Source organism: Micromonospora sp. SL4-19 (assembly GCF_047921475.1).
GTDB lineage: Bacteria > Actinomycetota > Actinomycetes > Mycobacteriales > Micromonosporaceae > Micromonospora.
Genome location: NZ_JBLROB010000001.1, coordinates 709,059 through 727,600, shown reverse-complemented (window position 1 = coordinate 727,600; position 18,542 = coordinate 709,059). Strand labels below are relative to the sequence as shown.

Annotated in this window: 21 protein-coding genes; 14 read left to right on the top strand and 7 right to left on the bottom strand. The window is 73.4% G+C overall.

Features of this window, described 5'->3' with window-relative positions; all coding sequences use genetic code 11:
• The first annotated feature begins 158 nt into the window (after window positions 1–158).
• Complete coding sequence (locus ACNAVT_RS03365) at window positions 159–1,001, top strand: GNAT family N-acetyltransferase (RefSeq protein ID WP_416292652.1); 843 nt, start codon at window positions 159–161, stop codon at window positions 999–1,001.
• On the opposite strand, the gene ACNAVT_RS03360 is transcribed toward ACNAVT_RS03365, so the two are convergent.
• Both ACNAVT_RS03360 and ACNAVT_RS03355 read right to left on the bottom strand, forming a co-directional pair.
• Window positions 973–1,623: a futalosine hydrolase gene (locus ACNAVT_RS03360; RefSeq protein ID WP_416292651.1), complete on the bottom strand. Its 651-nt coding sequence runs from the start codon at window positions 1,621–1,623 to the stop codon at window positions 973–975. The two genes, ACNAVT_RS03365 and ACNAVT_RS03360, sit on opposite strands and share 29 nt — an antisense overlap.
• Window positions 1,620–3,221: an MFS transporter gene (locus ACNAVT_RS03355; RefSeq protein ID WP_416292649.1), complete on the bottom strand. Its 1,602-nt coding sequence runs from the start codon at window positions 3,219–3,221 to the stop codon at window positions 1,620–1,622. Before ACNAVT_RS03355 ends, ACNAVT_RS03360 begins: the two co-directional genes overlap by 4 nt.
• A gap of 86 nt (window positions 3,222–3,307) precedes the next feature.
• Between ACNAVT_RS03355 and ACNAVT_RS03350 the strand changes: the two genes are divergently transcribed.
• A complete protein-coding gene (locus tag ACNAVT_RS03350; protein ID WP_416292648.1) occupies window positions 3,308–4,147 on the top strand; it encodes a DUF3027 domain-containing protein in 840 nt (279 codons plus the stop codon).
• 4 nt (window positions 4,148–4,151) lie between these two features.
• On the opposite strand, the gene ACNAVT_RS03345 is transcribed toward ACNAVT_RS03350, so the two are convergent.
• Complete coding sequence (locus ACNAVT_RS03345; protein ID WP_416292646.1) at window positions 4,152–4,406, bottom strand: DUF2530 domain-containing protein; 255 nt, start codon at window positions 4,404–4,406, stop codon at window positions 4,152–4,154.
• A 152-nt stretch (window positions 4,407–4,558) separates the two neighbouring features.
• On the opposite strand from ACNAVT_RS03345, the gene ACNAVT_RS03340 reads away from it, so the two are divergent.
• The 4 genes from ACNAVT_RS03340 to thpR all read left to right on the top strand — a co-directional run bounded on the left by ACNAVT_RS03340 (window position 4,559) and on the right by thpR (window position 7,588).
• Window positions 4,559–5,008: a MarR family winged helix-turn-helix transcriptional regulator gene (locus ACNAVT_RS03340; protein ID WP_416292644.1), complete on the top strand. Its 450-nt coding sequence runs from the start codon at window positions 4,559–4,561 to the stop codon at window positions 5,006–5,008.
• A 73-nt stretch (window positions 5,009–5,081) separates the two neighbouring features.
• Entirely contained in the window at window positions 5,082–6,368 is a 1,287-nt protein-coding gene (locus tag ACNAVT_RS03335; RefSeq protein WP_416292642.1) for an MFS transporter, read from the top strand.
• Between the two features lie 120 nt (window positions 6,369–6,488).
• Window positions 6,489–6,998 carry a hypothetical protein gene (locus ACNAVT_RS03330; protein ID WP_416292641.1) on the top strand — a complete coding sequence of 170 codons (510 nt, stop codon included), beginning with the start codon at window positions 6,489–6,491 and terminating at the stop codon, window positions 6,996–6,998.
• A gap of 11 nt (window positions 6,999–7,009) precedes the next feature.
• Window positions 7,010–7,588 (top strand): RNA 2',3'-cyclic phosphodiesterase, encoded by a 579-nt coding sequence (thpR, locus tag ACNAVT_RS03325; protein WP_416292639.1) that lies wholly within the window; start codon window positions 7,010–7,012, stop codon window positions 7,586–7,588.
• Between the two features lie 68 nt (window positions 7,589–7,656).
• Here thpR and ACNAVT_RS03320 read toward each other — a convergent pair whose 3' ends face one another.
• The 3 genes from ACNAVT_RS03320 to serC all read right to left on the bottom strand — a co-directional run bounded on the left by ACNAVT_RS03320 (window position 7,657) and on the right by serC (window position 11,113).
• The gene (locus ACNAVT_RS03320; RefSeq protein ID WP_416292637.1) at window positions 7,657–8,643 is read right to left on the bottom strand and encodes an aldo/keto reductase; all 987 of its coding nucleotides are present in this window, start codon (window positions 8,641–8,643) and stop codon (window positions 7,657–7,659) included.
• Between the two features lie 71 nt (window positions 8,644–8,714).
• Window positions 8,715–9,797: a septation protein SepH gene (sepH, locus tag ACNAVT_RS03315; RefSeq protein WP_416292636.1), complete on the bottom strand. Its 1,083-nt coding sequence runs from the start codon at window positions 9,795–9,797 to the stop codon at window positions 8,715–8,717.
• A 188-nt stretch (window positions 9,798–9,985) separates the two neighbouring features.
• Window positions 9,986–11,113 (bottom strand): phosphoserine transaminase, encoded by a 1,128-nt coding sequence (serC, locus tag ACNAVT_RS03310; protein WP_416292634.1) that lies wholly within the window; start codon window positions 11,111–11,113, stop codon window positions 9,986–9,988.
• Window positions 11,114–11,361: 248 nt separating this feature from the next.
• Here serC and ACNAVT_RS03305 point away from each other — a divergent pair, with 248 nt between their 5' ends.
• Both ACNAVT_RS03305 and ACNAVT_RS03300 read left to right on the top strand, forming a co-directional pair.
• On the top strand, window positions 11,362–11,562 hold the full coding sequence (locus ACNAVT_RS03305) for a hypothetical protein (RefSeq protein WP_416292632.1): 201 nt from the start codon (window positions 11,362–11,364) through the stop codon (window positions 11,560–11,562).
• A gap of 36 nt (window positions 11,563–11,598) precedes the next feature.
• Complete coding sequence (locus ACNAVT_RS03300) at window positions 11,599–11,820, top strand: DUF3592 domain-containing protein (protein ID WP_416292630.1); 222 nt, start codon at window positions 11,599–11,601, stop codon at window positions 11,818–11,820.
• Window positions 11,821–11,882: 62 nt separating this feature from the next.
• Here the strand turns inward: ACNAVT_RS03300 and ACNAVT_RS03295 are convergent, their stop codons facing one another.
• Window positions 11,883–12,989, bottom strand: a complete 1,107-nt coding sequence (locus ACNAVT_RS03295) for a citrate synthase 2 (RefSeq protein ID WP_416292629.1) — start codon at window positions 12,987–12,989, stop codon at window positions 11,883–11,885.
• 271 nt (window positions 12,990–13,260) lie between these two features.
• Here ACNAVT_RS03295 and pdxH point away from each other — a divergent pair, with 271 nt between their 5' ends.
• The 6 genes from pdxH (at window position 13,261) to ACNAVT_RS03265 (ending at window position 18,503) form a co-directional block, all read left to right on the top strand.
• Window positions 13,261–13,890, top strand: a complete 630-nt coding sequence (gene pdxH / locus ACNAVT_RS03290; RefSeq protein WP_416292859.1) for a pyridoxamine 5'-phosphate oxidase — start codon at window positions 13,261–13,263, stop codon at window positions 13,888–13,890.
• Window positions 13,887–15,188: an MFS transporter gene (locus ACNAVT_RS03285; protein ID WP_416292627.1), complete on the top strand. Its 1,302-nt coding sequence runs from the start codon at window positions 13,887–13,889 to the stop codon at window positions 15,186–15,188. Before pdxH ends, ACNAVT_RS03285 begins: the two co-directional genes overlap by 4 nt.
• A gap of 104 nt (window positions 15,189–15,292) precedes the next feature.
• Window positions 15,293–16,222, top strand: a complete 930-nt coding sequence (locus ACNAVT_RS03280) for an aldose 1-epimerase family protein (RefSeq protein WP_416292625.1) — start codon at window positions 15,293–15,295, stop codon at window positions 16,220–16,222.
• A 2-nt stretch (window positions 16,223–16,224) separates the two neighbouring features.
• Window positions 16,225–16,827 carry a nitroreductase family protein gene (locus ACNAVT_RS03275; RefSeq protein ID WP_416292623.1) on the top strand — a complete coding sequence of 201 codons (603 nt, stop codon included), beginning with the start codon at window positions 16,225–16,227 and terminating at the stop codon, window positions 16,825–16,827.
• Between the two features lie 178 nt (window positions 16,828–17,005).
• A complete protein-coding gene (locus ACNAVT_RS03270; protein WP_416292622.1) occupies window positions 17,006–17,311 on the top strand; it encodes a type II toxin-antitoxin system VapB family antitoxin in 306 nt (101 codons plus the stop codon).
• A 31-nt stretch (window positions 17,312–17,342) separates the two neighbouring features.
• The gene (locus ACNAVT_RS03265) at window positions 17,343–18,503 is read left to right on the top strand and encodes an acyl-CoA dehydrogenase family protein (RefSeq protein ID WP_416292620.1); all 1,161 of its coding nucleotides are present in this window, start codon (window positions 17,343–17,345) and stop codon (window positions 18,501–18,503) included.
• Window positions 18,504–18,542 lie beyond the last annotated feature (39 nt).

Here is an 18,542-nt window from a genome sequence, read left to right as displayed (position 1 = left end):
GCCGGCTGCGGTCGAGGCGCCGCTGAATCGTTCACGTCATCAAGTTCGTAGCGGGTGAAGCATGCTTCATCCCCAGCCGCAGGGGTTTTCCACAACGTTGTCCACAGGTGGATACCCACGGGTTGGACTGGTGCCGAGGTGCGGTCGAGCATGGGCTGGTGACCGATGCCGAGCCTCTGACGGATCTGGCCGCGATCCTGCGCGCGTTGCGCCGGGCGGTCGACCTCAGCCAACGGGAACTGGCCGCCAAGTCCGGGGTGCCGCAGGCGACGATCGCGCGGATCGAGTCCGGGAGGTCGGCCGACCCGGGTTTCCGCATCATCGAGCGTCTCGTCGGCGCCGTGGCCGGCCGGATCACGATCTCCCTCGCGGCGTCGGGTGAGCTTGCTCCGGTTCCCCAGGAGGAGCTGCGGGACGCGGCGGGGCGGCACCCTCCCGCCCACCTCGAGGCCCGCGAGGTGGGCGAGCCTCGCGACTGGCCGGGCGCCTGGTGGGCGCACTGGTACGACGTCCCGCCCGAGCGCTGGCCCCGGCTGCCGGCCGTGACGTACAGGTTGGACCGTGGCGAGCGGGATCGGCAGCGGCATCGCGATCGGGTGCGGCGGGACTGCACCATCCGCCGGTGCGTCGACCCGGCAGTCCCGTCCACCTCCTGGCGTTTCGTCGCCGAGCGGCCCGGCGGGGAGCTGGTCGGCGAGCTTCGGGCCCACGAACGCAGCGTCGATCTGCTGATCGGGCACTATCCGGTCGGCCAGCGCGAGCTCGTGCTCGACGGTGTGCTCGTCGCGCCGGCGTACCGTCTGCTGGGCATCGGGCGTCGGCTGGTCGACGCGCTCTCGGTCGAGATGGGCCGGGCCGGCATCGGCTCCGCGCATGCGCTGGTCGCCGAGCGCGGCGCCATCGACTTCCTGCTCGCGTGCGGGTTCGAGCGGGCGTGGAGCCGGCCGGCCGCGTTGCGGCTGGAGCGGGCGGTCAGCGTAGGGCGGCCGCCGCCTCGGTGAGCGTCGCGAACGCCTCGCGCATCCGCCAGGATCCCCGGTCCCGGGGGCCGATCGGGTTGGACACCGTCCGCAGCTCGGCGAAGGGCAGGCCGGCCTGGCTGGCGGCGACGGCGACGCCGTACCCCTCCATGGCCTCGGCCACCGCGTCCGGGTGCCGGGCGGCGAGGGCCGCCGTGCTCGCGGCGGTGCCGGTCACCGTGCTGACCGTCAGCACCGCGCCCACCACCGCCTCCGGCAGGGCGGTGCGCAGGGCACCCAGCAGCCCCGAGTCGGCGGTCATGACGCTGCCTCCGCCCAGCAGCTCCGCCGGCATGCCCAACTCCTCGACCGGGAGGAAGCCCTCGGGTGACTCGGCGCCCAGGTCCGCCGCCACGCTGCGGGTCGCCAGTACCGTGCCGCCGACCGTCACCCGGCCCACGAAGCCGCCGGCGATGCCCGCGCTGACCACCGCCCGATACGGCCGCCCGGCCGCCTCGGCGAGCGCCAGCAGCCGGGCGGTGGCGGCCCCGGCGACGGCGGAACCCACCCCGACCGGGGCGACGGTGACCGTCGGGTCGATCAGGCCCGCCCGGACCGCCTCCGCCTCGACGGGCACGGCGGTCACCACCAGCAGTCCGCTCACGCGAACGGCCCCCGCGGATTTCGCCGATTCTCCTCGTCGACCCCGCCCGGCCCAGGGACGGTGGAGGAGGGGCGGTAGATGTGGAAGCCCGGCGGCGCGAGTTCGTCGTCGTGCTGCGAGGGCGTACCGCCCGGCGCGGGGCCCGGCGAGGTGGGGGTCGGGTCGGCGGCCTTCTCCTCGGGCTCCATCTGCTCGGCCAGCTCGTCGTCGCCGAGCGGCCGGCCGATCAGGCGTTCGTTGCGCAGCCGGCTGGCCACCAGCACGCCGCGTGCGGCCACCAGTGCCGCGACGCAGGCGGCGACCGAGACCCCGACCAGGCCGGTGAAGGGGACGAGCCCGAGCCCGCCGCCGGCCACGAAGGCGAGCATGAGCGCGGTCTCCGAATGGGCGAAGGAACTGGCCCGCAGCCGCTCCGGGATCCGCTCCTGGATCGACGCGTCGACCGCGAGCTTGGCGATCCCGCTGATCAGGGCGGCGACCAGGCAGAGCAACGCCACCATGGGCAGCGAGAACTTCAGCGCGGCCAGCACCGCCACGCCGGCCACGATGACCATGCCGCTGGACTGGATCGCGGCCGGCCGGTGGATACGCAGCCGGGTGCCGACCGCGGTGGCCAGGAAGCTCCCGACCGCCAACGCGCCGCCGACCAGGCCCAGCGCGCCCTGGGCGCCCAGGTTCCGGCCGAAGAAGTCGGTGGTCAGGTCGCCGGCCTTGATCGCGAAAGCCAGGAAGAGCAGCAGGAAGCCGTACACCCCGCGCAGCGCCGCCGCGCCGATCAGGGTGGCGATCACCAGGCGGCCGGCGGGACGGCCTCGGCCCAGCGGTCGCTCCCCGTCCCGGTGGCGCAGTGCCCGCAGCAGGCGCGGCACCCGCTCCGGTGGCTCGGAATCCGCCCTCGGCGGCAGGCGCAGCGAGATCACCATGCCGATCAGGAAGATCAGCGAGGCCACCCGGAGCGGCCACTGCGGCCCGAACCAGAACGCGGCCAGCCCGAGCGGGGCGACCAGCCCACCGGCCACCGTGCCGTAGACGCTCGCCCGGGCACCCACCTGGGACAGCCCCAGACCCTCCGGCAGCAGTCTCGGCACCGCGGCCGAGCGGGCCACCCCGTACGCCCGGGAGAGGGCGAGCACGCCGAACGCCGCCGGGTAGAGCCCGAAGCTGCCGATGTAGTCGGAGATCAGCCAGGCGAGGAAGGCCCGGCCGAGCATGGTGGTCGCCAGCGCGTACCGGCGGCCGTGCCGGAAGTGGTCCAGCAGCGGTCCGACCACCGGGGCGAGCATGGCGAACGGCACCATGGTCACCAGCAGGTAGAGCGCGACCTTGTTCCGGGCCTCGCCCAGCGGCACGTCGAAGAAGATCGTGCCGGCCAGGCCGATGGCGATCAGGGTGTCCCCGGCGCAGGAGAGGGCGTGCAGGTCGAAGAGGCGGACCATGCCCACCTCGTTGCCGGCGCTGCGGGCCCGCGCCGAGCCGGCCCGCCGGGTCATCCAGCGCCCGCCCCGCAGCGAGCCGCGGAGCAGCAGGCGGGTCGTGCGGATGCCGGTGCCGACGGTCCGCCCGAGGACGGATCGGCCGGAGCGGGAGGACAGCGGCATGTGTCCCATCCTTGCCCATCTGATCCACGCGCGTCGCGGCACCCGGGAGAACGACTCCGGGGAGTGCCTGTCAACCGACCGTGGGCATGGGGAACAATGGACGGGTGACCAGGCCCGCCTCCGCCCGCGCTCCCCGGCTCGACCAGGTGTGCGCCGCCGCCGTCGAGGTGGCCCGCGCCGCCATCACCGAGGTGGACCCCACCGACGTCGGCGACCACCTCCAGGCCGTCGCCGAGGGCGACCGGCTCGTCACCCACTATTTCGAGTGCCGGCTGGCCGGCTACCGCGGCTGGCGCTGGGCCGTCACGGTGACCCGGGTGCCGCGCAGCCGCCACGTCACCATCTGCGAGACCGTCCTGCTGCCGGGCGCCGACGCGCTGCTCGCCCCCGGCTGGGTGCCCTGGCAGGAGCGGCTCAAGCCGGGCGACCTGGGCCCGGGCGATCTGCTGCCCACCCCGTCGGACGACGAGCGTCTCGCCCCGGGCTACCTGCTCTCCGACGACCCGGCGGTCGAGGAGACCGCGTGGGAGCTGGGCCTGGGCCGGGCCCGGGTGCTGTCCCGCGAGGGCCGCTCGGAGGCTGCCCAGCGCTGGTACGACGGTGACCACGGGCCGGACGCTGCGATCTCGGTGGCCGCGCCGGCCGCCGCCCGCTGCGGCACCTGCGGCTTCTACCTGCCCCTCGCCGGGGCGCTGCGGCAGTCCTTCGGCGCCTGCGGCAACTTCTACGCTCCTGACGACGGCCGGGTGGTGAGCGCCGACCACGGCTGCGGCGCGCACTCGGAGACCCTGGTCGAGGCGGCCGAGACCCCGGTCGACGAGTTGCCCACGGTCTACGACGACAGCGCGGTCGAGGCGGTCTCGGTCAGCCGTGCCCCCGGCTCCGTGGAGGCGGCCGAGCCGGCGGAGCCGTACGGCCACCCCTGACGGGTCAGCCCCGCCCGGCGGCCTCGTGGCGGCGCCGCCGGTTGGCGTCGTGCCGCATCATCACCGCGAGACCGGGAAAGCCCCACAGGAACCCGGCCAGGCAGGTCCAGAGCCAGTTCTGGTGGCCATGCTCGGTCAGCCAACCGCGGAAGATCAGCAGCACCAGCCCGACCACCGCCCAGACGATCAGCCCGATGACGGCGATCGGCACCATCGGCGGGTCGAGCGGCTCGGGCCGCGGCGGTTGCTCCTGGGGCACGGGGACAGCGTACGTGATCGTTCGCCCCTGCCTGTTTGGTGATCTGGGGCGTTGTTGTTCATCCTGTACTTCCCGCGCGGGGAAAATGATCTTCTGGTGAGCCTGGTCATATCGCATGTCGTTAGCCAGGCTCATTAGTTAAGCTAACTAGTGTGACGGAGCGGACGGTGACGGCGAAACGCGTGCCACCGGCGCAGCTGGCTCCTCAGCTGCGTGATGCGATCACCCGACTCAACCGGCGCGTCCGGCAGGCGCGCCCGGTCGGCGACTTGACGGGCAGCCAACTCTCCGCGCTCGCCAGCATCAAGCTGGCGGGCGCCCTGACGCCCAGGGAACTGGCCGATGTCGAGCGGGTGCAGCCGCCGACGATGACCAAGATCGTCGCGAAGTTGGAGGAGCGCGGCCTCGTGCAGCGCACCCCCCACCCGACCGACGGCCGGCAGGTCATCCTCTCGGCGACCGAGGGAGGACGGGCCGTGCTCGACCAGTTCGAGCGGGCCCGCAACGAGTGGTTGGCCGGCCGGCTGGCCGCGCTGACCGAAGAGGAACGCGACACGCTGCGGCGCGCCGCCGAGATCCTCCAGGGCATCGCTCGCGCCTGAGCGCCACCGCGCCGTGCGGTCCGCTTCGTCCGCCGTGGATGAGGCGTACCCGCCGCGAGGAGGCGCATAAAGAGTGCAGGCGAAGCTGAGCAGGATGTTCCAGTCCCTACGAGTCCGCAACTATCGACTCTTCGCCACCGGACAGCTGATCAAGTTGATCGGCGTCTGGATGATGTTCATTGCCCAGGACTGGCTCGTCCTCGAGCTCAGCGACAACTCCGCCACCGCGCTCGGCGTGGTCACCGCGTTGCAGTTCACCCCGGTCCTCCTGCTGACCCTGCTCTCCGGCCGCCTGGCCGACCGGTACGACAAGCGGCTGCTGCTCTTCATCGCCAACGCGTTCTGGACCGGGCTGGCGCTGGTGATGAGCCTGCTGGTGCTCACCGGGCTGGTGCAGCTCTGGCACGTCTTCGCGTTCGCTGCCCTGCTGGGCGTCGCGAACGCGGTGGAGACCCCGGTCCGGCAGGCGTTCGTCTCCGAGTTGGTCGGCGTACCGCTGCTGCCCAACGCGCTCTCGCTCAACGCCGCCACCTTCAACTCGGCCCGGATCGTCGGCCCCGCCGTCGCCGGCCTGGCCATCGCCGCCTTCGACGTCGGCCCGGTCTTCCTCTTCAGCGCGCTCAGCTCGATCGCCCCGCTGGTCAACGTGGTCCGGATGCGGACCACGGAGCTGTACCGCAAGGACCTGCCACCGGCCGGCGAGCGCGACCAGGCCCGGGTGGTGGACGGCCTGCGGTACGTCTGGCGCCGGCCGGACATCCTGCTGCTGATGGTGCTGATGTCGGTGATCGGGATGAGCCTGTTCAACTTCCAGCTCACCCTCGCCGCGCTGGCCAAGACCGTCTTCAACACCGGTGCCGCCTCGTTCGGCCTGTTCAGCACCGCGCTCGCGGTCGGTGCGCTGGCCGGCGCGCTGTCCGGCACCGGTCGGCGCAGCCGCCCCTCGGTGTGGCTGGTGCTCGGCGCGGCGGTCGGTTGCGCGGCCTTCGGCACGCTGGTCGGGCTCGCCTCGGCGTACTGGCTGGTGGTGGCGTTGCTGCTGCCGACCGGGTTCTTCATGGTCTTCTTCGCCCAGGCCGCCAACCAGCGGGTCCAGCTTGGCGTCGACGCCGCGTTCCGGGGCCGGGTGATGGCGCTCTGGGTGCTGGTCTTCCTCGGCACCAACCCGGTCGGCGCGCCGGTCATCGGCTGGGTGGCGGAGACCTTCGGTGCCGGGGCGAGCATCTGGATCGGTGGTCTGATCTCGCTGGCCGCCGCGCTCCTCGCGCTCACCTGGCAGCTGCGCCGCTCCGGAGCCCGGCTGCGGATGCGGGTGCTGCCCATGCCCCGCTTCTACGTGGTGTCGCCCGGCGCCGAGTGACCCGTTGACCACCGGAAGGACCGGTTCCCCGCCCCGGGGGCCGGTCCTTCCGTCTTCTCATTCAAGTCGGATGTCGGCAAACGGGTGGCGGGCCGCCACGATGCGGCTTAGCGTCGATATGTGGAGGTGGGGCGGGGTCTGCTGCTGGTGTTGACGATCCTTGCCGTCTGCTGTCTGCCCGCCGTCATCGCGTTGGTCTTCTGCGCCGACGAGATCCTCGACCGGGTGGCCTGCCGGTGGGCCGAGTGGCGGGAGCAGCGCCGCGAACGGCGGACCATCGAACGGCTGGACCGGGCCGTCGAGGTGGACGCGCTCACCCGGGACATCGACCTCACCGAGCTCGACCGGGAGGACCGGCGCCCGCTGGAACAGCTCGCCACCGACCTGCGCCGGCTCGGCGGCCACCGGCTCGCCGCCGCCGACCGCTCGGTCGTGTGGCACGGCGCGGTCATCAGCGCGTACGACGAGCGGCTGCGCGCCGCCTGCCAGGCGCTGGGCGTCACCGAGCACCTGGCCGAGCTGGACGGCGTGGACCGGGAGATCGAGCGGGTACGGGTGGAGGGGCTGCTGCACGCCGCCGGGCTCACCCTGCCCGCGGCCCGCCCCGGTCACCACCAGCGGCACCGCTGACCGGGGCGTCGGTGCGACTCTTCGTCGCGGTCTACCCGCCCCGGCCGGCGGTCGACGACCTCGCTGCCCAGGTGGCCCGGCTGCGGGTCGGTGCCGCCGCTGCCGCCGGCACCAACGTCCGGCTGGCCGACCCGGCCCGCGCCCACCTCACGCTGGTCTTCCTCGGCGACGTGGAGGACGACCGGCTGGTCGATGTGGAGAGCGCGCTCGGCCTGGCCACCGAGACGTTCCGGGACGGTCGGCCCGGCTCGCCGCAGCTCCGGCTCGGGGGTGGGGGCAGCTTCGGGCGCGGCCGGTTCACCGTGCTCTGGGTGGACGTCCGGGGCGACGTCGAGGGGCTGGCCACGCTGGTCCGGCTGATCCGGTTCGGGCTGCGCCGGGCCCGGCTGCCGCACGACGAGAAGCCGTTCCGGGCGCACCTGACCATCGCCCGCCCCGGCGACCGGATCGACCGCGCCGACATTCTGGCCGACCGGGAGGCCCTGCACGACTACCTCGGCCCGGAATGGCCGGCCGACGAACTGGTCCTGGTCCGCAGCCACCCCGGCCCCCGCCCCACCTACGACCGCCTCGCCGCCTGGCCCCTCTGACCCACCCCACCCCTGCCCCGCCCCCGACCCGCAGACGCGGGGACGGGGTGGGGGTGCGGGGAGAGGGGTTACCAGGCCCAGGCTTCCGGGCCGGGGCCGCCGTTGCCGATCGGGGGGAAGAGTTCGTCGAGGCGCTTCAGGGTGGCCTCGTCGAGGGTGATCTCGAGGGCGTTCAGGCTCCGGTCGAGCTGGTCCGCGGTGCGCGGACCGACGATCGGAGCGGTCACGCCCGGCCGGGAGAGCAGCCAGGCCAGCGCCACGTCGGCCGGGTCGTGGCCGAGGTCCGCGCAGAGCTTCTCGTACGCCTCGATGGTGGGCCGGTGCGCGGCGAGCGCCTCCGCCGACCGGCCGGTGGCGCCGCGCGCCGCGCCGCCCTCGGCCATCTTGCGGATGACCCCGGACAGCAGCCCGCCGTGCAACGGCGACCAGGGGATGATGCCCAGCCCGTGGTGCTGCGCGGCGGGGATCACCTCCAGCTCGACGTACCGGGTCATCAGGTTGTAGATGCACTGCTCGGAGACGAGGCCGAGGAAGTTGCGCCGGCCCGCGGCGGCCTGCGCCTGCGCGATGTGCCAACCGGCGAAGTTGGACGATCCGACGTAGAGGACCTTGCCCTGGGCGACCAGGGTCTCCATGGCCTGCCAGATCTCCTCCCACGGCGTGGTCCGCGAGATGTGGTGCATCTGGTAGAGGTCGATGGTGTCGGTCTGCAGGCGGCGCAGCGACTCCTCACAGGCCCGGACGATGTGCCGGGCGCTCAGGCCCTGGTCGTTGGGCCACTCGCCCATCTTGCCGTAGACCTTGGTGGCCAGGACGACCTTGTCGCGGCGCCCGCCGCCCTGGGCGAACCAGCGGCCGATGATCTGCTCGGTGACGCCCTCGCCCAGCTTCCACCCGTAGACGTTGGCGGTGTCGAAGAAGTTGATCCCGTGCTCAAGCGCCCGGTCCATGATGGCGAAGCTGTCCGGCTCTTCGGTCTGCGGCCCGAAGTTCATCGTGCCGAGGCAGAGCCGGCTCACCGAGAGACCGGTGCGTCCCAGGTTCGTGTACTCCATGGGTCCACCCTGGCACGCGAGGACTTCGAGTGCCTACGACAACTCGCGCGTTGCCAGGGTGGCCCGATGGATCAGGACGACTCGCGCGCCGCCGGGCCGCTGCCGAAGAGGACGTCGTCCCAGCTCGGCAGCCGCTTGCGCGGCTTGGCGCCGGCCTCCGTGGACTCGCTGCCACCAGCAGCCGCCGCCGCGCCGGTGCGACGCGGCCGCAGCACGGCCAGCGACGGCACGGCCGGGATCTCCTTCGGCGCGTCCGAGTCGTCGTCGAACGCCGACCCCGGACCGCCACCGAGCAACGCCGCCGCGCCACCGCTGACCGGGCGCTGGCGGGGGGATTCCGGCCCGGCCAGCGCGGCCGGCGAGCGCGAGTCGAGCCCGCGGCCCGACGTCGAGCCGAGCGGTCGGTCCAGCGAGGCGAGCAGGGCGTCGCGGCCGGCGCGGATCGGGTCCCGCCCCGGGCGGGCGTGCTCGGTGGGTGCCGGCAGGCCGTGCCCGCCCCGGCTCGGCTCGCCGCGCGATGGGCCGGGCAGCGCGTGGCCGCCCCGTTCGGGCGCCGGCTCCTGGCCGAGGATCGGCGTGGGACGCTCGGCGCAGAGGTATTGCGCCATGTCGTCGTGCGGGGTGACCTGCTGCCGGGTCTTGTCGAGGTCCCAGACCGCCTGCGCGGTGGCCTTGCCCGACGGCCAGGTGGCGATGATCCGCCAGGTGCCGTCGTCCCGCCGATAGGCGTCCCAGGAGATCTTCTCAGTGTCGATCCCGTGCTGGGCCAGCCGGCCGTTGACCACCTCGGCCAGCGGGGTCGGCTTCTCCGCGCCCTTGAGCCGGGTCCGCCGGGCGTGCTGGGCGAGCATGGCCCGCTCCTGGAGCACCGGGCCGGCGTAGCGCAGGACGCGGTCGACCGGGACGCCGGCGATCCGGGCGACGTCCTCGGCGGACTCGCCGGAGCGGATCCGGGCCTGGATGTCCCGGGGAGACAGTGACGGCGCCGGGTCGGCGGCGGAGGGCACCACCGCGAGGGGCGTCGCGCCGGGCTCGGCGTGCAGCACCGAGGCGACGCGTTCGTCGATCGGCAGGGCGAGCAGGCGCCCGACCTCGTCGGTGAGCACCAGAGCCTGGCCGTCCTCGGAGAGGGCGACGAAGCGTACTGGGCGCATGGGCTTGCCTCCGTCCCGCTTCGCTGGCCGTCACGCCACGAGCCGGCCACCCGGGCGTCTCGCACCACCGTACGCTCATCTACCCGAAGGTGGGGGATGCGACACCCGGCATGTTGCGACTGAGCTGCGGCGATGATCACGGTGGGTGGTGGCCGGGGCCCCGACGACCACCCACCGTCACGAGGTGATCAGAGTCGCTCGACCACGTAGTCGATGGACGCGGTGAGTGCCTCCACATCGGCCGGCTCGACCGCCGGGAAGAGCGCGACGCGGAGCTGGTTGCGGCCCAGCTTCCGGTACGGCTCGGTGTCCACGATGCCGTTGGCACGCAGCGCCTTGGCGATCGCCGAGGCGTCCACCCCGTCGGCGAAGTCGATGGTGGCGACCACGTTGGACCGCAGCGCCGGGTCGGCCACGAACGGGGTGGCGAACTCGGCCCGCTCGGCCCAGCCGTACACGATGCCGGCGCTCTCGGCGGTGCGCTTGGCCGCCCAGGCCAGGCCGCCCTGCGCGTTCATCCAGTCGGTCTGCTCCGCGGCCAGGAAGATGGTGGCCAGCGCGGGGGTGTTGTACGTCTGCTCCAGCCGCGAGTTGTCGATCGCGGTGACCAGGTCGAGGAAGGCCGGGATGTAGCGGCCGGACTCCTTGATCTCGGTGGCGCGGGCGAGCGCGGCCGGCGACATCAGGGCCAGCCAGAGGCCGCCGTCGGAGCCGAAGCACTTCTGCGGGGCGAAGTAGTAGACGTCGGTCTCGCCGACGTTGACCTCCAGGCCGCCGGCACCGGAGGTGGCGTCCACCAGCAGCAGCGCGCCCTCGTCGGCACCCGGCACCCGGCTGATCGGCACGGCCACGCCGGTGGAGGTCTCGTTGTGCGGGGTGGCGTAGACGTCCACGCCCGCCTCGGCGACCAGGGCCGGCGCGCTGCCCGGCTCGGACTTGCGGATGGTCGGCTCGCCCAGGAACGGCGCGTCCTTGACCGACTTGGCGAACTTCGCGCCGAACTCGCCGAAGCTGGCGAACTGGGCCCGGTCCCGGATCAGGCCGAAGGTGGCGACCTCCCAGAAGGCGGTGGTGCCGCCGTTGCCGAGGACCACCTCGTAGCCCTCGGGGAGGGAGAAGAACTCGGCGATGCCCCGGCGCAGCCGGGCCACCTGGTCGCGGACGGTCTTCTGCCGGTGCGAGGTGCCCAGGTAGCTGGTGGCGACATCGGTCAGGGCGGAGACCGCCGCCGGACGGACCTTGGACGGCCCGCAGCCGAAGCGCCCGTCGGCGGGCTTGATGTCGTCGGGAATCCGAATGGTCGGTGCGTCAGCCACTGTTGTCTCGATCCTTCCGCGTGGGCGAGGACGGGCCCTTCAGCGGGCACGGACCGACGACGGCCGCGCGCGGGCGCGCGGGGAGCCGGGATCCGGGCCCGGTCCGGCGGCACTGCCGGCCTTCATCCTCGCACCTGCGGTGGCCCACCGACCGGTCGGTCCCGAACCGCGTGGTGAGGCGTGGACCACAGTTGCCGGCAGCGGTCACGATTGGTCCGCGCAAGGTCGAGACACCAGGAGGGCTGACCATGGCTCGTCGGAGGACCGGCGGCGCCGGTCGGCCCCGCCGGTCGCGGCGTACGACCGCCAACCGTTGGATCGCCCTGGTCCTCGGCGTCGCCGGCGTCCTGCTCCTTCTGGTGATCGTGCTGGACCAGGCCGGCCGGGACCGGCACTTCCTCGACTCGGACCGGACAACCGAGGCCACGGTGCTGAAGCGGGAGGGCTAGCAGGCGAGGATCGCGTTCGCCGTCGACGGGCGACGGGTGGTCACCGAGATGGACGCGTTCAGCGGGACCCAGGCCGGCGACCGGATCACCGTCCGCTACCACCCGGACGACCCGGGCCGGTACGTGATGGACGACCGTGCGTACCTCTGGCCGTACGTCGGTTCGCTCGTCGCGCTCGGCGGGGCCGGCTTGCTGGCGCTGATCACCTGGCAGGTGTGGCGATCAGAACCGGACGACTGGCTGGCGTGGCGGCCCTGACCGGGAAAGCGCCGATCCCCGCCCGGGCGGACCGGACGGGGATCGGCGGGTGGCTCGTCGGATCAGACGCCGTGCGGGACCGCGTCCCAGCCCTCGACCTCCTGCGGCTTGCGCGGGCCGTGGCCCACGTACCGGGCCGACGGGCGGACCAGCCGCTGGAGCTTCTTCTGCTCCAGGATGTGCGCGGACCAACCGCCCATCCGGGCACAGGTGAACATCGAGGTGAACATGTGCGCCGGCACCTCGGCGAAGTCCAGCACCACGGCCGACCAGAACTCGACGTTGGTGGCGAGCACCCGGTCCGGGCGGCGGGCCTGCAGCTCGGCCAGGGCGGCCTTCTCCAGGGCCTCGGCGACCTCGAAGCGCGGCGCGCCCAGCTCCTTGGCGGTCCGGCGGAGCACCCGGGCGCGCGGGTCCTCGGCCCGGTAGACCCGGTGGCCGAAGCCCATCAGCCGCTCACCCCGGTCGAGGACGCCCTTGACGTACCCCTCGGCGTCGCCGCTGCGCTCGACGGCCTCCAGCATGCTGAGCACCCGCGACGGCGCACCGCCGTGCAGCGGGCCGGAGAGCGCGCCGATGCCGGAGGAGATGCAGGCGGCGGCGTCGGCGCCGGTGGAGGCGACGATCCGGGCGGTGAAGGTGGAGGCGTTCAGGCCGTGCTCGGCGGCCGAGATGAAGTAGGCGTCGACGGCCTTGACGTGCCGCGGGTCGGGCTCGCCCCGCCAGCGCTTCATGAACCGCTCGACGATCGTCTCCGCCTTGTCGATCTCCTTCTGCGGCACGGCCGGCAGGCCCAGGCCGCGCGCGGACTGGGCGACGAAGGAGAGCGCGGTCACGGAGACCCGGGCCAGATCCGCGCGGGCCTGCTCGTCGGAGATGTCGAGGAGCTGGTTGAGCCCCCAGTACGGGGCGAGCATGGCGACCGCGGACTGCACGTCGACGCGGATATCGCCGGAGTGCACCGGCACCGGGAACGGCTCGGCCGGCGGCAGGCCCGGGCCGAAGCGCCCGTCGACCAGCAGCGCCCAGACGCTGCCGAAGGAGACCTGGCCGATCAGATCCTCGATGTCCACGCCGCGATAGCGCAGTGCGCCACCCTCGCGGTCCGGTTCGGCGATCTCGGTCTCGAAGGCTACGACGCCTTCCAGGCCCGGTTTGAAGTCGGACATGTCGTCTCCTGGCTTCCGTCAGTTGCGCCCACGCGAGCTCAGTCGGCCCCGCGCCTCAGGCGACCCCTCAGGGATATGTTCGTGCCATCTTGCCTGCTCGGTAAGCAGTTGTGCGACCCGCTGAGGCTGTGCCGCATGCGACATCCCCGCTGGTGGACAGGCGCACGGCCTCGGCCAGACTGGGCGGAGGGGCCTGGCCAGCGTCGCGGGACGCGGTCGCCCCGACGAGAGGGACGATGTAGTGACGGGCGACACACCTGCTCCGGCGGCCATGCGTAACGAGTACGCGGCCGACCTGGGCCTTTCCGAACCGGATCTTGCGCAGGACTGGCACACCCAGTTCGCCCGCTGGTTCGCCGAGGCGGTGGCCCACCCGCTCCCCGAGCCGAACGCGATGGTGGTGGGCACGGTCGACGCCGAGGGCCGCCCGAGCGGCCGGACCGTGCTGCTCAAGGGGTACGACCCGGAGGGCTTCGTCTTCTACACCAACTACGGGTCCCGCAAGGGCGTCGAGGCGACCGCCAACCCGTGGGCCAGTCTGGTGTTCCCCTGGTTTCCGATGCAGCGCCAGGTGGTGGTCACCGGGCGGGTGGAGAAGGTCGACCGGGCCGACACCGAGGCGTACTTCGCCAGCCGGCCGCGCGGCTCCCAGCTCGGCGCCTGGGCCAGCACCCAGTCCCGGGTCGTCCCGGACCGGGCCGCGCTGGACGTGGCGTACCGGGCGGCGGCCGAGCGCTTCGCCGCCGTGGAGCCGATCCCCGCGCCGCCGGACTGGGGTGGCTTCCGGGTGCTCCCGGAAACCGTGGAGTTCTGGCAGGGCCGGGCCAGCCGCCTGCACGACCGGCTGCGGTTCCGGCGGGTCGACGGCGGGGCCTGGGTCATCGAGCGGCTGGCGCCGTGACCGGGGTGCGGGAGGTCCGGCCGCGCGGACTGCGCCGCTGGGCGATCGATCTGCGTCCGCTGGGCGTGCCCGCGTACCGACGGGTTTGGCTCGGCAACGGCGTGGCGATGTTCGGTTTCCAGTTCACCGCGGTCGCCGTGCCGGTGGAGATGTACGCGCTGACCGGCGGGTCGCTCTGGGTCGGCCTGCTCGGCGTGGCCGGCTTCCTGCCGCTGCTGGTCTTCGGACTGTGGGGCGGCGCGGTCGCCGACGCCCGGGACCGGCGCCGGGTGCTGCTGGCCGCGGGCGGCCTGCTGTGGGCGTCGACCCTGTGCCTGCTCGTCCAGTCGTTGTTCCGGGTGGGCAGCCCGGGGCTGCTGCTCGCCCTGGTGGCGGTGCAGTCCACCGCGTTCGCGATCACCTCGCCGGCCCGTAGCGCGATCCTGCCGCGGCTGGTGCCGGCCGAGCTGGTCCCGGCGGCCAGCACACTGAACTTCACCACGTTCACCGCGACCGCGGTCTTCGGACCCCTGTCGGCCGGACTGATCTTCGCCACCTGGCGAACCGAGGTGGGGCTGCCGATCGCGTACGCGGTCGACGCGCTGCTGTTCACCGTCTCGCTCTGGGCCACCCTCCGCCTGCCGGCGATGCCCCCCGAGCCGGACCCGGACGGTGACGGAACCCCGCGGAAGGCGGGACTGGCCAGCATCGTGGACGGTTTCCGATACCTGGCCACCACGCCGGTGCTGCTGCTGTCGTTCGCCATCGACCTGATCGCGATGATCCTGGCGATGCCCCGGGCGCTGTTTCCCGAGGTGGCGCAGGAGCGGCTCGGTGGTGGCGGAGCGGTCGGCTGGCTCTACAGCGCCATCGCCATCGGAGCGATGGTGGGTGGCCTCACCTCCGGCTGGATCGGTCGGCTGCGACGGCAGGGGCTGGCGCTGGTGGTGGCGGTGGTGGGCTGGGGCGTCGCGATCGCCCTGGCCGGGCTGGCTCATCAGCTCTGGCTGGTGGTGGTGCTGCTCGGCCTGGCCGGGGCCGCCGACCTGGTCAGCTCGGTGCTGCGGCAGTCGATGCTGCTGATCTACGCGCCGGACCGGATGCGCGGCCGGCTCCAGGGCGTGAACACCGTGGTGGTCGCCGGCGGCCCGCGCCTGGGCGACCTGCGGGCCGGCACGGTGGCCGCCGGCTTCGGCGCCGGAGCCGCCTGGGTGGGCGGTGGCCTCGTCGCGGCGGCGCTCGCCGTCCTGCTGGTGACGGTCTTCCCGGCGCTGCTCCGCTATCGCGCCGCCACCACGGCAGCCGCCGAACGCGACTGAACCGTTCTCGATCGCCGGCGGCCCCACCCGGTGCCGTCCGACCGGCTGGGACGCCGGCCACCGGCTTCAGCACCGGGTGGGGGCGACGGACTAAGGTCGCCGGCATGGAGAACGGCGTGAACCCCGCACCCTCGGGGGCACAGTGGAGCATTGCCGCCGACGGGCACGAGGCGGTCGTCGTCGAGGTCGGCGGTGGACTGCGGGCGTACCGGCACGACGGGGTGGACTACCTCGACGGGTACGCGGCGGACGAGCTCTGCCCCGGCTCGGCCGGCCAGGTGCTGGCCCCGTGGCCGAACCGGATCCGGGACGGCGCCTACCGCTTCGGCGACCGGTCGTTGCAGCTCGACCTGACCGAGCCGGCCCGGCACAACGCCATCCACGGCCTGGTCAACTGGGTGTCCTGGCACCTCGTCGAGCAGTCCCCGGAGGCGGTGACCGTGGGCTACGACCTGCCCCCGAGCCCCGGCTACCCCTGGTCGCTGCGGCTGCTCGCCCGGTGGAGCGTCGGGGCGGACGGGCTGCGCGCCGAGCACGAGGTGACGAACCTGTCCGGCGAGGCCGCTCCGTTCGGCTTCTCGATCCACCCCTACCTGCGGCTGCCCGGGGTCGGCGTGGACGAGTTGTCGCTGCGGGTGCCGGGGCGGACCCGGATGCTCCTGGACGGCCGGCTGCTCCCGATCGGCGTGACCGAGGTGACCGGCACCGAGTACGACTTCACCGCGCCCCGCCCGATCGGCGACGCGGTGCTCGACCTGGCCTTCGGCGACGTCGTGCGGGACGCCGACGGCGGCTCGGCGGTGACCCTCGCCGCGCCGGACGGTTCGGCCGCGGTGGACCTCTGGGCGGACCGCGAGTTCGGCTGGTGGCAGGTCTTCACCGGGGACACCCTCACCGGCGAGCGCTACCGCCGCTCGGTCGCGGTCGAGCCGATGACCTGCCCGGCGGACGCGTTCCGCTCCGGCAGGGACCTGATCGCCCTGGCCCCCGGCGAGACCTGGCGCGGTGCCTGGGGCATCCGACCCGGCGCCTGAGCGTGGAGTTCGCCGAGGTCGTCCGGCGCCGCCGGATGGTACGCAACTACGACCCGGAGCGGCCGGTCCCGCCCGAGGTGGTGGACCGGCTGCTGGCGCACGCGATCCGGGCGCCCTCGGCGGGCTTCGCCCAGGGCTGGGGCTTCCTGGTGCTGGAGGAGCCGGCGGACCGGGAGCGGTTCTGGGCCGCGGCCACCCCGGGCGGCGGTGGCCGGGAACGCTGGCTTTCCGGAATGCGCCGGGCCCCGCTGATCGTCGTGCCGCACGCCAACCGCGCCGCCTACCTGGACCGCTACGCCGAGCCGGACAAGGGCTGGGCGGACCGGTCGGAGGACCGCTGGCCGGTGCCGTACTGGTACGTGGACACCGGCTTCGCCGCGCTGCTGATGCTGCTCACCGCCGTGGACGAGGGGCTGGGCGCCTGCTTCTTCGGCATCCCGCCGCAACGGGTCGGGGCGTACCGGGAGGCGTTCGGTGTGCCGGCCGAGTATCACCCGATCGGTGCCGTGACCATCGGCTACCGGGCGCCCGACCACCGGTCGGCGTCGCTGCGCCGCGGGCGGCGGCCGATCGACGATGTGGTTCGGCGGGGCCGCTGGAGTTGAGGGCGGTTCGTCCGGGCAGGTCGGGTATCGGTGGCGTCGAAACCGACATGAGGGAGTAAAACGCGGTGTGGCGGGTGCGGCTAGGCTGGCACGGACATCACCAGCCGTTCCGCGTGGCGCCGGGCCGTGATCCGGCGCGACGCCGGGGCGGACCTGGCCAGGGGGAGGGGAGCGCGCCGTGATCTTCAGAGCGGTCCGGGACGGGCGTCCCTACCCGGAGCACAACCTCACGCTCAAGCAGTGGGCGGAGATTCCCCCGCGTCCGCTGCGGCTGGACCAGCTCATCACCACCAAGCGGGAGCTGGCGCTGGACAAGCTCCTCGCCGAGGACTCCACCTTCTACGGCGACCTCTTTCCGCACGTGGTGCAGTGGAACGGCGGCCTCTACCTGGAGGACGGCCTGCACCGGGCGCTGCGCGCGGCACTTCAGCAGCGCAACCAGATCCACGCCCGGGTGCTGGTGCTGGGCGGCCAGGCCGAGTGACGCCTGCCTGAAGAATCGTTAAGGTGGCCGGATGACCGCACTGGACCTGCTGGACGTCGACGCGTCGCTGAGCGAGGAGGAGCGGCAGATCCGCGCCGTCGTCCGCCAGCTCATGGACGACCGGGTGCGCCCGCACGTCGCCGGCTGGTACGAGGACGGCCAGGTGCCGGCCCGCGAGCTGGCCCGCGAGTTCGGCAAGCTCGGCCTGCTCGGCATGCACCTGACCGGGTACGGCTGCGCCGGCGCGTCGGCGGTCGCGTACGGGCTGGCCTGCCTGGAGCTGGAGGCCGGCGACTCCGGCGTCCGGTCGCTGGTGTCGGTGCAGGGTTCGCTCGCCATGTACGCCATCTGGCGCTACGGCAGCGAGGAGCAGAAGCAGCGCTGGCTGCCCGCCATGGCCGCCGGCGAGGCGATCGGCTGCTTCGGGCTGACCGAGCCCGATCACGGTTCCGATCCGGCCTCGATGACCACCCGGGCCCGCCGCGACGGGGACGACTGGATCCTCAACGGCACCAAGATGTGGATCACGAACGCGCCGATCGCCGACGTGGCGGTGATCTGGGCCCGCACCGACGAGGGGGTACGCGGTTTCGCCGTACCCATGGACACGCCCGGGGTGACGGCGCGCGAGATCCGGCACAAGATGTCGCTGCGCGCGTCGCTGACCGGGGAGATCGTCCTCGACGACGTCCGGCTTCCGGCGGACGCCCGGCTGCCCGAGGCGATCGGCCTGAAGGCGCCGCTGAGCTGCCTGACCGAGGCTCGGCACGGCATCGTCTGGGGGGCGCTCGGCGCGGCCCGCGACTGCCTGGAGACCGCCCTGTCGTACGCGAGCACCCGGACCCAGTTCGGCCGGCCGCTGGCCGGCTTCCAGCTCACCCAGGCCAAGCTCGCCGACATGGCCGTCGAGTGGAACAAGGGCCTGCTGCTGGCGCTGCACCTGGGCCGGCTCGCCGACGCCGGGAGGCTGCGGCCCGATCAGGTCAGCGTGGGCAAGCTGAACAACGTCCGGGAGGCGCTGGCGATCGCCCGGCAGTGCCGGACGATCCTCGGCGCCAACGGCGTCTCCGGCGAGTATCCGGTGATGCGGCACGCCAACAACCTGGAGAGCGTGCTGACCTACGAGGGCACCTCGGAGATCCACCAGCTGGTCATCGGGCAGCGGCTGACCGGGCTCTCCGCCTTCGCCTGACCTGCGGATCCATCCGCCCGGGTCGCTCGCCGAGCGGGT

Coding starts and splice junctions, on each gene's coding strand:
- ACNAVT_RS03280 (WP_416292625.1), top strand. CDS start 15,293: ATGGAGAACGGCGTGAACCCCGCACCCTCGGGGGCACAGTGGAGCATT.
- ACNAVT_RS03305 (WP_416292632.1), top strand. CDS start 11,362: ATGGCTCGTCGGAGGACCGGCGGCGCCGGTCGGCCCCGCCGGTCGCGG.
- ACNAVT_RS03295 (WP_416292629.1), bottom strand. CDS start 12,989: ATGTCCGACTTCAAACCGGGCCTGGAAGGCGTCGTAGCCTTCGAGACC.
- pdxH (WP_416292859.1), top strand. CDS start 13,261: ATGCGTAACGAGTACGCGGCCGACCTGGGCCTTTCCGAACCGGATCTT.
- ACNAVT_RS03355 (WP_416292649.1), bottom strand. CDS start 3,221: ATGCCGCTGTCCTCCCGCTCCGGCCGATCCGTCCTCGGGCGGACCGTC.
- ACNAVT_RS03350 (WP_416292648.1), top strand. CDS start 3,308: ATGGGGAACAATGGACGGGTGACCAGGCCCGCCTCCGCCCGCGCTCCC.
- ACNAVT_RS03265 (WP_416292620.1), top strand. CDS start 17,343: ATGACCGCACTGGACCTGCTGGACGTCGACGCGTCGCTGAGCGAGGAG.
- ACNAVT_RS03320 (WP_416292637.1), bottom strand. CDS start 8,643: ATGGAGTACACGAACCTGGGACGCACCGGTCTCTCGGTGAGCCGGCTC.
- sepH (WP_416292636.1), bottom strand. CDS start 9,797: ATGCGCCCAGTACGCTTCGTCGCCCTCTCCGAGGACGGCCAGGCTCTG.